The following is a 13,328-nucleotide window of genomic DNA, read 5'->3' as shown; positions in this document are numbered from 1 at the left end:
AAAGGGGAAGAATAATTCCGAGGAACTGTTTTTGTTGGCTTTTGTTTACTCTTAGAAGAGCAATCCTATGAAAATGACTCAAAAACTCCATGAATTAAGACAAAGCCTCTGGTTGGATAACATCTCAAAAGAAATGCTCGACAAAGGAATTTTAAAAAGATACATCGAAGAATTTTCTATTACCGGGCTGACCTCTAACCCCACTATTTTTGATCATGCGATCGCCCACTCTCATTTTTATGACAGAAGCATCGTTGAACTCTCCTCTCAGGGAATGGAAGCTGAAGAGCTTTTTTTTGAATTGGCCATGGACGATCTGAGGAGAGCAGCCGATCTTTTCCGTCCAATTCATGACCAAACTTCTTGTAGGGACGGTTGGGTTTCCTTAGAAGTTTCTCCTCTTTTAGCCTATGATGCTGAAAAAACCCTTTTTGAAGCCAAAAGGCTTTACGAGGCTTTCCAAAGACCAAATCTTTACATTAAAATCCCAGGAACAAAAGAAGGTTTGCCCGCTATTGAAGAAGCCATCTTTGAGGGAATCCCCATTAACGTCACCCTTCTTTTTACCCCAGAGCATTATAAAGAAGCAGCTGAAGCTTATATGAGGGGCTTAGAGAGAAGATTAGCCAAGGGACTTCCCTTAGATGTAGTCTCTTCTGTTGCTTCACTATTTGTGAGCCGTTGGGATAAAGCCACGATGCACGTTGTGCCTGAAAACCTGAAAAACCAACTTGGGATCGCTATTGCTAAAAAGACTTATAAGTTCTATAGGGACCTTCTTGATTCAGATCGGTGGAATATCCTTGCTCAAAAAAAAGCCAACCCTCAACTACTCTTGTGGGCAAGTACAGGAACAAAGGATCCTCAAGCTTCTGATATCCTTTACGTTAAGAATCTTATTGCTCCAGATACCATTAATACCATGCCTGAAGAAACCCTTTTAGCTTTTGCTGATCATGGCCAGATTGGTGCTATTTTACCAAGAGATGGAGCCGATGCGGATGTGGTCCTCTCTGAGTTTTGTCAGCATGGGGTGGATTACCAAGCTCTTGGAGAGCGGCTTCAAAAAGAAGGAGCAGAAGCTTTTGTAAATTCTTGGAAAGATCTTTTAAATTCTTTGCAACAAAAATCTTCCCTTCTCAAAACCGTTTAAGAGTTATTTCTGAGTTTCAATTCTTGGTAATTGTTATTTCAAGGAACGAAAACTACAATATTTTCTCCAGATTGTTTGGATTTAAAATATTATTATTGATATATTGTATCTTTATGCATCCATCTTTACATTCCCTTTTGCAATTACAGCAGATGGATCAAAAGATTTTTGAAACTCGTCATAACTTGACCAGAATTCCAATCGAAATTGATAAAATGCAGAGACAGCTTAAAGAAGAGCAGGAGACTATTGCACGAAACAAAAAAGAACTTTTCCAGATTGATTTATCGATCAAAGAGCTAGAAGAAGAGATAGCTGGACTTAAATCAAAAGTTAACCAGTATAAATATCAACAGCTTACAACCAGAAAAAATGAAGAGTATCAAGCCTTATCTCATCAGATTGAAAATGCCAATCTGAAAATATCAACTTTAGAAGATAAAATCCTTGAACTGTTAGATAAAAAAGAAAAAGTTTCCACGACTTTCCGTGAGCTGGAGTCAAAGTTCCATAGTTATTCTAGAGAAATAAATAAAAGAATTGAAAACCTTTTAACGCAAAAGAAAAGCTTTGAGAAAAACCTTGAACAACTCATAGAAGAGAGAAAAAACTATGCTTCTCGCTTTGATCCGCAACTGCTCAAGACTTATCAAAGCATAGCAGCTTCAAAACCCGGTTCAGCCATAGTGGCTGTAATCGAGGAAAGCTGTGGGGGCTGTCACATGAAAATGACAAAACAGAGATGTCTCAAAGTCAAGTCTTCAGAAGAACTTGTCTTCTGTGAATATTGTGGTAGAATATTGTTTTTTGCTGAATAAATTTTATAACATTCTATGATGAATACGACTCAAGAAAACATTGCTCAGTTGCTTTCCGCTGCTTTGGCTAAAGTTGAAATTCCAGAAGTGCTTGTAAACATGGTATCGCGTCGCGTTAGGCTCCTTGCTAAGGGAGCAAAACCGCTCATCGAGGTTCCCCCTCAATGGAATTTTATGCAGATCGCTCTTAAAGAAATTGCTGAAGGAAGGCTTACTTGGGAGCCTATCCCTCAAGAAGAAAACAATGAATCATCAACCGAATCATCCAGGCAGGCTGTTCAAAGTCATTTACCTTAAGCAATATCAATGGAACGAGATCTTGTCGTCAATAGGAGAGCAAGAAGAGATTATCATATTTTAAAGACATTGGAAGCGGGGATTGTTCTCTTAGGTTCTGAAGTAAAATCCCTAAAAGCGGGAAAAGGAAGTTTGGAAGGAGCCTTTGCAAAAATTGAAAACGGAGAAGCCTTTCTCTATCAAATGAATATTTCGCCTTATGAAAAAGCTGCCTCCTATGCTCTGCGTGACCCGAAGGCTCCAAGAAAACTTCTGCTCCATAAAAAAGAGATTGGCGAACTAGCAGGAACAATTTCTAGGCAAGGGAAAACAATTGTGCCTTTAAAACTTTATTTTCGTCGAGGTAAAATTAAAGTTCTTCTGGGCATAGCCTCTGGAAAAAGCAAAGCGGATAAGAGAGAAAAAATCAAAGAGCAGGAAACTCAACGAGAAATCAGTCGAATTCTAAAACAAAGAAGGTAATTTTAAAGCGGTCTTATTGATCTGTTTTATCCTAATGTAAAAAATGCCGGGTATGTGTAAAGATCATAGCCATATTATGTTTGTTGGCCGCTTCTATGACTTCCTTATCCCTGAGGCTTCCCCCCGGTTGAATTGCAACAGTTGCACCAGCCATTGCAGCCAATTCTAGGCCATCAGGAAAGGGGAAGAAAGCATCTGATGCAATCGCACTGCCTTTTAAAGAAAGGCCTTCGCGTCTTGCTTTTTCGATGGCAATCCTGACAGAATCAACTCTTGAAGGCTGTCCTGCTCCTATTCCCAATGTTCTATCCATGCTAGAAAAAACGATTGCATTAGATCTTACATGTTTTACCACTTTCCATCCAAAAAGGCACTTTTCCATCTCTTCAGCAGTGGGTTTCCGCAGGCTTACGACTTCTATCTTTTCTTGATCCAAGAGAATGTTATCTGGATCCTGGAGTAAATAAGAGTTAGCACATAAGGACCGGATGATATATCGAGGGGGAGGGAGTTTTTCCAAAGAAACTTGAATAAGTCTTAAGTTTTTTTTCTTTTGCAAAAGTTTTAAACTCTCAGATTCAAACTCGGGGCATACAATGACTTCTACAAAGATTTCTGATAGGATCTCGGCCAAAGGAAAATCCAGCGGCTTATTTACAGCGATTACGGCTCCAAAAGGGGATTCTTTATCGGTTTCATAGGCTTTTGTATAGGCTTCCTTAAGCGTCTGGCCTACACCTACACCGCAAGGAGAACCGTGTTTAAATATGGCAACTACGGCCGAATCAGATCCGAATTCAGACAGCAGTTTTACTGCTGCATCGATGTCTAAAATATTGTTGTAGGAAAGATCTTTTCCTTGAAGTTGTTGAAAGTAGTTCCAGAAATCCCCATAAAGAGCAGCATGTTGATGGGGGTTTTCTCCATAACGTAAAGAAGAGTAACCGTAAAGAGGAATGCTCGATTCAGGAGGAAAGGGTCGAATGTGGAACTTTTCCTGAAAGAACTGTGCAATTTGGCTATCGTAATAGCTCGTTAAATTAAAGGCTTTAAAAGCGAGCTTTTTGCGCAGAAAAGTAGAGGTTGAACCCATAGTCATTACTTGCTGTATCACATCTTTATAATCTGCAGGATCAACAACCACGGTTACATGAGGAAAATTTTTAGCCGCACTCCTTGCCAATGTACACCCTCCAATATCGATATAATCGAGCATTTCTTCGATAGAAAGATTCTTTCTGGCAGCTTCAACAAAAGGGTAAAAATTAACGATAACAAATTGAATTTGTGGAACACCCATCTCGGTAATTTCTTTGAGGTGTTCAGCCTGCTCTCTTTTGTAAAGAATACCCGCATGAATTTTTGCATGAAGAGTTTTTACTCTGCCCCCTAAAAGTTCGGGAAACCCCGTTATATCTGAAACTTCTTCGACAGGAATATGAGCATTTCTGAGCAACCGAGCCGTTCCTCCCGTTGAAATGATATCAATGCCTTTTTGACTTAAAACTCTAGCTATATCAATGATTCCTGTCTTATCATATACGGAGAGGAATGCCGCACTCATGATCTTTTTTCCTTTATTTGTAAAAGACGAATAATAGCAACTGCTTAATTTTTTTTTAGTTGTTTTTACTCAAAGATTTTTCTGTACCCTGTCTTCCCCGGAAACGAAAAACATTATTCCATGTCTTTTTTAAAGCTTCCTTTGGACTAATATATCTTTTTTCTAAAATTGTGCCCAAAGAAAGCGCTCGAAGAATACCCTGGACAGAAAATTCTTCTGCATTGACGATCGTAAAGGCTGTTCCAATAACTTCCGCATCATGAGCATCACTTGCAGAAATCATGGGTAGTTTTCTTTCCTTTGCATAAGCTTGTGCTTTTTGATTGCATCTCTTAAAGGTCACTGCAGCATTAAAGACTTCGATACCATCTAAGGGTAATTTATCCAAGACACGCTTACGAATCCCAGCCCTAAAATAATCAAAGGGATGAGGGGCGATTGCCAGTCCTCCCATTGAATGAATAAGCGAGACAGCATCCAAAGCAGGAATGCCCTTCAAATCAGGCAGTTTTATACCGAGAGCAAGAAGATGGCCTTCTTTAGTTGTAATTTCTTGTCCTGGGAGAATAAGAAAATTATCAACTGCTAAACCATCTTTCCTAATGAGTCCAATTTGCTCAAAATAATCGATTCCTGCTGAGGTGTTGTGATCAGTTAAGGCAAAGCCATTTAATCCTTTGCGTTTTGCAACGCGAACCAATTCCTCTGGTTCTGATACTCCATCCGCGGAAAATCGAGAATGACAATGGAAATCAATTCGATATTGCATACATACTTTAGCATAGCATATTGATTTTGTTCTGTTTACTTTTTTCTTTTCTATCTTATCATTTCTAGCCAATTGAAAACTGTAAAAGAAAAAAAAGATGCCTCAACAAGACTATCCCATAGAAAAATTGTTCGACAAGGTTGCATATAAATATGATTTTTTAAATCATTTATTAAGTTTTGGCATTGACTTGATGTGGAGAAGGAAGCTGGCTAAAAAAATAGCTGCGCTTAACCCCTTATCACTCCTTGACTTAGCAACAGGTAGCGGGGATATGTTACGGGCCATTTTAAAACGCTGTCCATCCCTTCACACCTATTACGGGGTTGACATTTCAGAAGAAATGCTTGTCTTAGCAAAACTGAAGGGACTTCATAATCTCCTCGTAGCCGATGCTTCACAGCTTCCTTTTGCTGAATCCAGTTTTGATGTGGCGACTATAGCTTTTGGACTTAGAAATTTCCAACATAGGCTTTTGTCGTTAAAAGAGATATTCCGAGTTTTGCGTCCCGGAGGAAGTCTCTATGTCCTTGAGTTTTCTATGCCTAAGGCGGTGATTAAACCCTTTTATTTATTCTATCTTCTAAAAGTCGTTCCTTGGCTTGCTGCTCTGGTCGGTGCACCCAAAGAAGCTTATATTTATCTTGCTGAGTCAATTATCAAATTTCCTCCAGCCCTTGAAGTTGTAGCTCTTTTCAGAAAAGCGGGATTTAATCCTTGTGGTTTTTTCCCCATGACTTTGGGAATTGTGACTGTTCATTGGGGAAAAAAGCCTTAATGCGACATTGAAGAAAAGTTAAAACGATATCAAGAGGATTAGATCAGAGCTCTTTTTAGTTTTTTTCTTTTCCTTTCTTAGCTTTAATATAAATGAAGTCATTTATTTGTTGTAATCAAAACGTCCATAGTCGTAATCCCCTAGAGAACCATAAAACAATAATCCAGCTGTTGCGAAAAAATCCGCTTTTGCCGGTTATAGTCATATAAAAAGTCTCTTTCAACCTTATCCACTCGGACTTTGTAATTTAAAAAAAAGAAAATAGACCGAGGCAAACAACTTTTAGGAAGCCATAAGACTCTACTCTCGGTGAAAATAGCCTAAAGGCAAAAAAGTAGAGCACTCAGTTTGAGCTTTTTTTAAATAAAAATGCAGATAAGGCTTTCTTGGAGATTTCTATAAGTCACAATATCGATGCAGTTGAGTAAAAAAAATACTTAATTTTTTTCAAAAAAAAGAAATAAAAAGGACTAAAATAGAACAATCAGATTAATAATAAACTTGTTTGAGATACCTTATCGGCTTTCCCGTCAAACTGGAAATCTTAGCTGCGATCTGAGAATCATTTCTAATTTCATAAGAGATTACACTGGAAACACAGCGGAAAAAAGCTGTCTGCTTTTCTTCATCAATAGATAAAAGTTGGCTATAGATAGCTAAAGAATGCCCCACGGCCTCTTTCCATATGGATTGCAAAAACTCAGGCTGAGAAAGCCTTTTTTGTTCAAGTCTTTTAAATAGGTTCTCAAAAATATTTTCCCTTGCCATGCGAGCTCTAGACAGCGGATCCAAAGGTTGGATTGGATCTCTAGGTTTTCCTTCGCTTTTTTCATAATCTTCAAGAAAACTGTCGTAAAGGAGAGAAGGAGCTTTCCTTGAAAAATAAGTACTTAAGGTTTCTTGGGAAAAAGGAAGCTTTTTCTGGAGATGGGTCATAAGAAAAGAAGAAAGACTCTCAAACCAACAGTTATTGTAAGTCTGTTTATCGATTTGGAAAGCGGGATACTCTGCACCTCCCCTTCGTAGAGTCATTCTCTTTTTATTCATGTTCAAACAGCCAACTATTTCTATCTTTAGAAAATGCTTAACTAAACTGAAGTCATTAATGGCCGTTTTGAGCTAGGTTTTTGTTGAGCAGTTGTTTACAAGCGTTTTTCATTCTTCCTAAAACATAGTAAACAGTCTGACTCCTTATCCTGAAAAGTTCTCCACCAACGATTTTACTTATAAAAGTACTGGGCATTTCTATGATCTGCTGGGGAAAAGACCCATTTAATCCCTGGCATAGAATGGACGTCATAGCTTTGGTCAAGGTTTGAACATGAGGACCTAAATGCATCCGAAAATAGACTTTTCCTTCTTCATCAGAAAGAAGATAAACCCCAACGGTATCTGTACATTCTTCGTCTTTGCGTACATCAGTTAAAACATAACGTTCATCTTCTTTAGGCGAAAATTGAGAATAGGCCTCACTATAGGCGATAAGCATTTCTCGCCTTTCTTCTTCTCCAAGAACTTCAAATGTAGAAATTATATCTCTTAGGGATTTGGGTAAATCTTCCATAATCTCAAATATAAAGTCGATATTTTATCTTTCAATGGGAGCTCCAACTTTATTTCCCCATTCAGTCCAAGAACCATCATAATTTTTTACATTTTTATGTCCAAGAAGATAAGTTAAAACAAACCAAGTATGGCTTGAACGTTCCCCAATTCGGCAGTAAACAATAGTCTGCTTATCATCCGAAACACCACATCCTTCTTCGTAGATTTTTGATAGTTCTTCTGCCGATTTGAAAGTGCCATCGTCCTTAACTGCCATTTTCCAGGGAACGCTTTTAGCCCCAGGAATATGTCCCCCTCTTAAGGCCCCTTCCTGAGGATATTCTGGCATATGGATCAACTCTCCAGTGTATTCTCCAGGAGAACGCACATCAATAAGGGGACCTCTTTTTTCTTTGCAAAATTGCAAGACTTCATCATAAAAGGCTCTAATTTCATGATCATGTCGAGTCGTGGGAACAGGATAACTGGTCTCAGGAAAGATTACTTTTTCTTTTGTTATCGGTCTTCCTTCCTTTATCCATTTATCTCTTCCCCCATTAAGAATTTTTACAGCGCTATGACCGAATAATCTAAATACCCAAAGTGAATAACACGCCCACCAGTTAGATTTATCTCCATAAAATATACAGGTGGTTTCGGGGCTAATTCCTTTCTGACTGCAAAGCTTAGCAAATTTTTCTGTTGAAATGTAATCCCTGATCAATGGATCATTCAGATCGGCTCTCCAGTCAATATTCACCGCATTAGGAATATGACCCGTATCATAGAGAAGGGGATCTTCATTGCTTTCGATAATTCTTATTGTTGGATCATTCAGATGTTCGGCTAACCAACTCGTTTCAACTAATACTTCGGGATGAGCGTAATTTTTCATAGCGTTTTTTCTTTTTAATTAAAATAAAAATAGAAAGGAAGAAAGAAAAATAGTATTCCTCTTGTTTGGTTATAAAATTTCTAATTTTCTTCTTTTCTTAAATTTAATTTTTTGAGTAAGGCATAATCTTTTTCTAACTGAACGTTACTTTGAGTAAGCAATTTTTCACCAATAAATATGGAATCAACTCCGGCAAGATAGCATAAAGTAAGGGTTTTTTCATCGAGTAATTTTCTGCCTGCAGCAAGTCTTATTCGAGATTGAGGGAAAAGGATTCTAGCCGTGGCAATGATTCTGACCAAATCAATGTAATCTATGGCGGCTGTTTCATAGAGAGGGGTTCCCTTAATAGGCATGAACAGGTTAATGGGTATGCTTTCGGGAGATTCGGCTAGGGTATTCAGATAATAAAGCATTTCAAGTCTATCTTTTAGACTTTCACCCATTCCTATTATACCTCCAGAACAGAGTTTTAAACCCACTTTCTGTACTATTTTGACTGTGTTCAAGCGGTCTTCAAAACGGTGGGTTGTTGCGATCCGGGGATAATAGCCGGGACCTGTGTTTAAGTTATGATTATAAACATTAAGCCCGGATTCTTTTAACATTAATGCGGCTTTCTCTGTCAAAAATCCCGAGGAGAGACATAATTCCATGCCTAAAGAACGGATTTTCTCAATGATTTTGCAAATCTGATTTGTTTTTTTTTCGTTACCTGACAGTCCTCTCCAAGCTGCTCCAAGACAAAATCGAGTAGCTCCATTTTTTTTAGCTTTCAGTCCCTCTTCAAAGATCTCTTCTTCATCGAGCAATGCTCCTTTTGCGATTGGTGTTCGATAATGAGCACTCTGGGCACAATATTTACAATCCTCGCTACAACCTCCACTTTTGATATTGAGAAGCTGGCAAAATTGTACCCCGTTTTTTCTCGATGATTCTTTTGCCTGAAGGGCTCCTTTCAATAATTCATCCAGGGGTTGATTGTAGATCTGCTCGATTGCAAAATAATCTTTCATGACTCTCAACCCTAAACAATCTTTGATTCTATAACAATAATTTCTCAATGGATAAGAAAAAAACTGCCCGAGGTTTAAAGAAAAGGGAAAAGAACCCTATCGAGTAATAAGCTTTTCTCCATGGATTGTAAATTGAAAATTTTTTCACGGCTTCCATCCTTTCCCTTTCTTTTTGATATGAGTTTAAATTCTTCTTTTGCTGTTCTCTGATTGCTCCTCGCTGAGTTGTTTTCTATATTGATTTCAATCCTATGGTAATTTTTCGCCGTTATCCTTTATGGATAGGACTTCTTCTTTTATGGGTACTTTTGGTAGTTTTGAGTGTGACTTTTGCTCTATGTGGTATGATTGCCTTGTTTTGGGGAGTTTCTGCCCGTATATCCACAGGAAAAGAGAATCTGCAGCGGGGGCTCTTACGGATAGAAGAAAACCTCAAGACTGTTTTTGAACAAAAAGAAGTAGGACAAGGCATAAATTTAAACTTCATCCTTGCCAGCTCCCTTTCTTCCTTCAGCGGAGTAGAAGGAGGGCTTTGGAATCCTGAAAAAGGTTTTTTTGCTTATAGCTATCCCACTTATGAAGGCTCATTAAAAATGGACGTGCCTTCGGCTGAAAAAAACCGAATTATTCGTTTATCTCAGCTATCTATACAACAAAAAAAGCCTCTTTTAGAAAGATTTGACGGTAAAAGGGAAAGTCTTCTTCTCCATGTTAAACCGTTATCTTTCAGAGACGATGGCACCGTTGTTTGGACCATGACTCGTGTTCCTACCCGACTTATTTCCGATTATGAAAAACTAATTTTCTTTTTGTCTTCCATTTTGATTCTTTCTCTTTTGCTCGGAATTTTTGGACTGCGTATACTCCAGGCTTGGTCAAAAGAAATTAGTCGAGTTGAGAATATTATAGCGAGTAGTCCTCCAGATCAGATTCCTTCTTTTCCTTCATCGGGTTACAAAGAGTTGGATAAGCTAGTCGAAACACTGGTAGGAGCAAGGAAAAGTTTGATTGCTGAAAAAAATAGAAAAGAAGAGCTTTTGCGAAAAATTTCACAAAATGAACGGATTGTAACCTTAGGTAGGATGGCTGCTACACTTGCTCATGAACTTCGCAACCCGTTAGCAACTATTCAACTTGAAGTTGAAAACGCTTTGGAGTCCAGGGATCAAGAAAATAAGGAGACTTTAGAACATATTCTTGAACAGGTGGAGCGGATGAAGAAGCACTTAGAAAGCATTGTTTTGTTATGCCATGCAGCCGAAATCACTCCAAAAGAAACTGATCTCTCCCTGTGGCTTACGTCCCAACTCCAGCAATTTGAGATTATGGCTAATAAACAGGGAGTAGAGTTGAAGATTATTCCCTGTAAAGGAAGTTGGTATTTCGATCCGCAAGGAATGTCTAGGGCACTGGGAAATCTTTTGCAAAACGCACTGGAACATACTCCTAGAGGAGGATGGATTGAAGTTGCTCTGGTACAAAAAGATGAAAAGTTGTGCTTATCCGTGGAGGATTCAGGAAAGGGAATCGATGAAGACCTACAAGTTGTAGTGTTTGAGCCTTTTTATACCCAGAAAAGCTATGGCTTTGGATTGGGTTTATCTATTGTCAAAGAAATTGTTGAAGCACATAATGGTCATATAGTGTGCAAGAAAGGAAGGGAGGGAGGAGCCCGATTTGATATTGAACTACCATGGCAAGCATATTGATTGTAGATGATGATCAGTCTTTCCGTAGAGCTTTTTCAAAAACCATCCGTTTATTGGGTTATGGCGTTTCGGAAACTGCGGATGCTTTAGAAGCAATAGAACTTGCCAAACAAGCCGATCTAGTTTTCCTCGACTTAAAACTTAAGGATCAAGACGGTCTTGATCTACTGCAAAAAATCCAAAAGCTGGATAAAAAACCTCCCGTCATCATTCTCACCGCTTTTTCTAATAGTTTTAATACCATTGAAGCGATGAAAAAGGGGGCTTTTGATCATCTTGCTAAACCGATCAAAAGGCAGGAGATTAGAGAAGTTATAGAAAGAGCTTTGAACAGCAACTTATCATTGCCTTCTTTAAAAATTCAACCCGAAGAACAAGAAGATATCATAGGTCAGAGCCCATCTATGCGCAGAGTCCAAAAATTTATCGGCTTTGCCGCTTCTTGTGACTATCCTGTGCTTATATCTGGAGAGACTGGAACAGGAAAACAATTAGTTGCTCGTGCCATACATCGGCACAGCTCAAGGGGAGTTGGGCCTTTTGTTGAGATCAATTGTGCTGCGATTCCCGAACATCTTTTTGAGTCCGAATTTTTTGGTCATACTAAAGGCGCTTTTACAGGAGCATTTAAAGATCGAAAGGGAAAATTTGTTGAAGCTAGTGGGGGAACTCTTTTTCTTGATGAAATAGCTGAAATGCCTCTACCTATGCAGGCAAAGCTTTTAAAAGCTCTTTCTGAAAAAAGAATTAGCCCTGTGGGGTCAGAAACAACTTTCTCAGTCGATGTCCGTATTGTTGCTGCGACAAACAAGAATCTATTAGATCAGGTAATGAATGGTAGGTTCCGAGCCGACCTTTTTTACCGAATTCAGGTTTTGCAAATAGAAATACCTCCCTTGCGTGAAAGAAAATCAGATATTCTTCTTCTTTCGGAATATTTTCTAGATAAATATTTTGCTGGCTCATCCAAAAAATTCAGTTTTGATGCACAAAAAGTTCTTTTAGAATATTGCTGGCCAGGAAATGTTCGACAGTTAGAAAACGTCATCCGTCGAGCAGGAATTATATCTAGAGGACAGTTGATCAACGTTGCTGACCTTGAAATTAGCCCCCTAGTAGACAAAGAACCGAAATTAGAAAAAGAAGATTTTCTTCAATTAGATTTTTTTTCAGCCATCGCGAAACTCGAAAAATTCCTTATAGAAAAAGCCCTTAAGGAAAGCCAAGGTAATCGCACCGAAGCAGCGCGTCTATTAAACATCCATCGCAGTTTGCTCTATATAAAAATGAAAGAACACAAAATCGATATATAAAAGAAAAAAGAAGAAAAAGTGTCTTTTTTTAACTCAAATTTTTATCGTTATGTCTTTATTTTAGACAGCGTCCGTTCTTTTCCTTATCATATTTTTTTTTTCGCAATCTAGCTGAATCCTTTCCGCTGATATTGGCATAGTCTTTGCTCAATTAATGATCCCTGAATCAGGGAGAAGATTATAGGGATATAAATATCTTTTAAATCAATCCCTAGGCAAATAGACGGAGTATCGGATCGAAGATAAAGATGAAAAAAAGGCTTCTTTTTATCTTTCTCCATGGATTAAACTTATCGCTATATTTAATAAAGGGCCTTTCTCTCACTATAGGTGAAGATGAGGGCATGTTGATTGAGGAACCTTCGACTGCCATTGTAGAAAAAAAGGATCAAAAACGAAGTGGCTTCTTCGTTGCGGGATTTGTTGGTCCTCAATGGATTCGATCTGAAGGAGGCCATTTAGAACCCGGCAATAAAGTTGTTTCTCTTAATAATGATTTTAGTGTCATTTTTTCTCCTACTTTTGGCTATTATTGGTATGACCCCAAGCGATTTGGTCATTTTAGTTTTACCCTTGAGTTAACCTCTGCCTACAACGGTTCAAGTATTTCGGTAAACCAAGGCTCCCATTCTCAAAGTATTTCTACAAATACAGGTCTTGTCTTTCTGTTTGGCACCGTGGGATATCGTATGGAAAAATGGGAACCTATTATAGGCGTTGGAACTGGAATTGGAATTCTTTCCCCTCAAAAAGGGGAAACAGAAATTGTCCAAACAGCCCTTGCTGATGTGGGTTTTCGTTACCACTGGAATAACAGGTGGTCTCTTCGTATTGAATCATTCATGGGTTGGCTTGGTCCATCGAAAATAAGTATTGGGAATAAAGAAATTCATTCCATACAATATTTTTCCAATAACTTTGTCGTAGGGATTGGCTATGCTTTAGGAAAATGATCTCTGTTTTAAAAAAGAAAGTCTAAAAAAAACATTAATCATCATATCAAACTACA

Annotated in this window: 14 protein-coding genes; 8 read left to right on the top strand and 6 right to left on the bottom strand. The window is 38.3% G+C overall.

The genetic code is table 11. From position 1 onward, the window contains the following. Positions 1 to 67: 67 nt before the first annotated feature. The 4 genes from tal to smpB all read left to right on the top strand — a co-directional run bounded on the left by tal (position 68) and on the right by smpB (position 2,730). Positions 68 to 1,153, top strand: coding sequence for a transaldolase (tal, locus tag IT6_RS01165; RefSeq protein WP_134439172.1), 1,086 nt, complete (start codon positions 68 to 70; stop codon positions 1,151 to 1,153). A gap of 152 nt (positions 1,154 to 1,305) precedes the next feature. Next, entirely contained in the window at positions 1,306 to 1,971 is a 666-nt protein-coding gene (locus tag IT6_RS01160; RefSeq protein WP_242524263.1) for a zinc ribbon domain-containing protein, read from the top strand. A gap of 15 nt (positions 1,972 to 1,986) precedes the next feature. Continuing rightward, positions 1,987 to 2,268 (top strand): DNA-directed RNA polymerase subunit omega, encoded by a 282-nt coding sequence (locus IT6_RS01155; protein ID WP_242524262.1) that lies wholly within the window; start codon positions 1,987 to 1,989, stop codon positions 2,266 to 2,268. Between the two features lie 9 nt (positions 2,269 to 2,277). After that, on the top strand, positions 2,278 to 2,730 hold the full coding sequence (smpB, locus tag IT6_RS01150) for an SsrA-binding protein SmpB (protein WP_134439173.1): 453 nt from the start codon (positions 2,278 to 2,280) through the stop codon (positions 2,728 to 2,730). 31 nt (positions 2,731 to 2,761) lie between these two features. On the opposite strand, the gene purH is transcribed toward smpB, so the two are convergent. Together purH and IT6_RS01140 are read right to left on the bottom strand one after the other, a co-directional pair. Next, on the bottom strand, positions 2,762 to 4,294 hold the full coding sequence (purH, locus tag IT6_RS01145; protein WP_134439174.1) for a bifunctional phosphoribosylaminoimidazolecarboxamide formyltransferase/IMP cyclohydrolase: 1,533 nt from the start codon (positions 4,292 to 4,294) through the stop codon (positions 2,762 to 2,764). A gap of 55 nt (positions 4,295 to 4,349) precedes the next feature. Further along, complete coding sequence (locus IT6_RS01140; protein ID WP_134439175.1) at positions 4,350 to 5,063, bottom strand: CehA/McbA family metallohydrolase; 714 nt, start codon at positions 5,061 to 5,063, stop codon at positions 4,350 to 4,352. A gap of 97 nt (positions 5,064 to 5,160) precedes the next feature. On the opposite strand from IT6_RS01140, the gene IT6_RS01135 reads away from it, so the two are divergent. After that, a complete protein-coding gene (locus tag IT6_RS01135; RefSeq protein ID WP_134439176.1) occupies positions 5,161 to 5,841 on the top strand; it encodes a ubiquinone/menaquinone biosynthesis methyltransferase in 681 nt (226 codons plus the stop codon). 489 nt (positions 5,842 to 6,330) lie between these two features. Here the strand turns inward: IT6_RS01135 and IT6_RS01130 are convergent, their stop codons facing one another. The 4 genes from IT6_RS01130 to bioB form a co-directional block, all read right to left on the bottom strand. Continuing rightward, positions 6,331 to 6,873, bottom strand: coding sequence for a hypothetical protein (locus IT6_RS01130; RefSeq protein WP_134440805.1), 543 nt, complete (start codon positions 6,871 to 6,873; stop codon positions 6,331 to 6,333). Positions 6,874 to 6,943: 70 nt separating this feature from the next. Next, a complete protein-coding gene (locus IT6_RS01125) occupies positions 6,944 to 7,405 on the bottom strand; it encodes a SufE family protein (protein ID WP_134440806.1) in 462 nt (153 codons plus the stop codon). 24 nt (positions 7,406 to 7,429) lie between these two features. Further along, positions 7,430 to 8,281 (bottom strand): sulfurtransferase, encoded by an 852-nt coding sequence (locus tag IT6_RS01120; protein WP_134440807.1) that lies wholly within the window; start codon positions 8,279 to 8,281, stop codon positions 7,430 to 7,432. Between the two features lie 80 nt (positions 8,282 to 8,361). Then, on the bottom strand, positions 8,362 to 9,297 hold the full coding sequence (bioB, locus tag IT6_RS01115; RefSeq protein WP_206827003.1) for a biotin synthase BioB: 936 nt from the start codon (positions 9,295 to 9,297) through the stop codon (positions 8,362 to 8,364). A gap of 251 nt (positions 9,298 to 9,548) precedes the next feature. Here bioB and IT6_RS01110 point away from each other — a divergent pair, with 251 nt between their 5' ends. The 3 genes from IT6_RS01110 to IT6_RS01100 all read left to right on the top strand — a co-directional run bounded on the left by IT6_RS01110 (position 9,549) and on the right by IT6_RS01100 (position 13,272). Beyond that, the gene (locus tag IT6_RS01110; protein WP_206827001.1) at positions 9,549 to 11,006 is read left to right on the top strand and encodes a sensor histidine kinase; all 1,458 of its coding nucleotides are present in this window, start codon (positions 9,549 to 9,551) and stop codon (positions 11,004 to 11,006) included. Next, entirely contained in the window at positions 10,991 to 12,319 is a 1,329-nt protein-coding gene (locus tag IT6_RS01105; RefSeq protein WP_206826999.1) for a sigma-54-dependent transcriptional regulator, read from the top strand. Before IT6_RS01110 ends, IT6_RS01105 begins: the two co-directional genes overlap by 16 nt. Before the next feature lie 248 nt (positions 12,320 to 12,567). Beyond that, positions 12,568 to 13,272 (top strand): hypothetical protein, encoded by a 705-nt coding sequence (locus IT6_RS01100; protein WP_206826996.1) that lies wholly within the window; start codon positions 12,568 to 12,570, stop codon positions 13,270 to 13,272. Positions 13,273 to 13,328: the final 56 nt, after the last annotated feature.

The sequence above is a fragment of the Methylacidiphilum caldifontis genome (genome assembly GCF_017310505.1).
Taxonomy (GTDB): domain Bacteria; phylum Verrucomicrobiota; class Verrucomicrobiia; order Methylacidiphilales; family Methylacidiphilaceae; genus Methylacidiphilum; species Methylacidiphilum caldifontis.
This window is presented reverse-complemented; position numbering and strand designations above follow the sequence as displayed.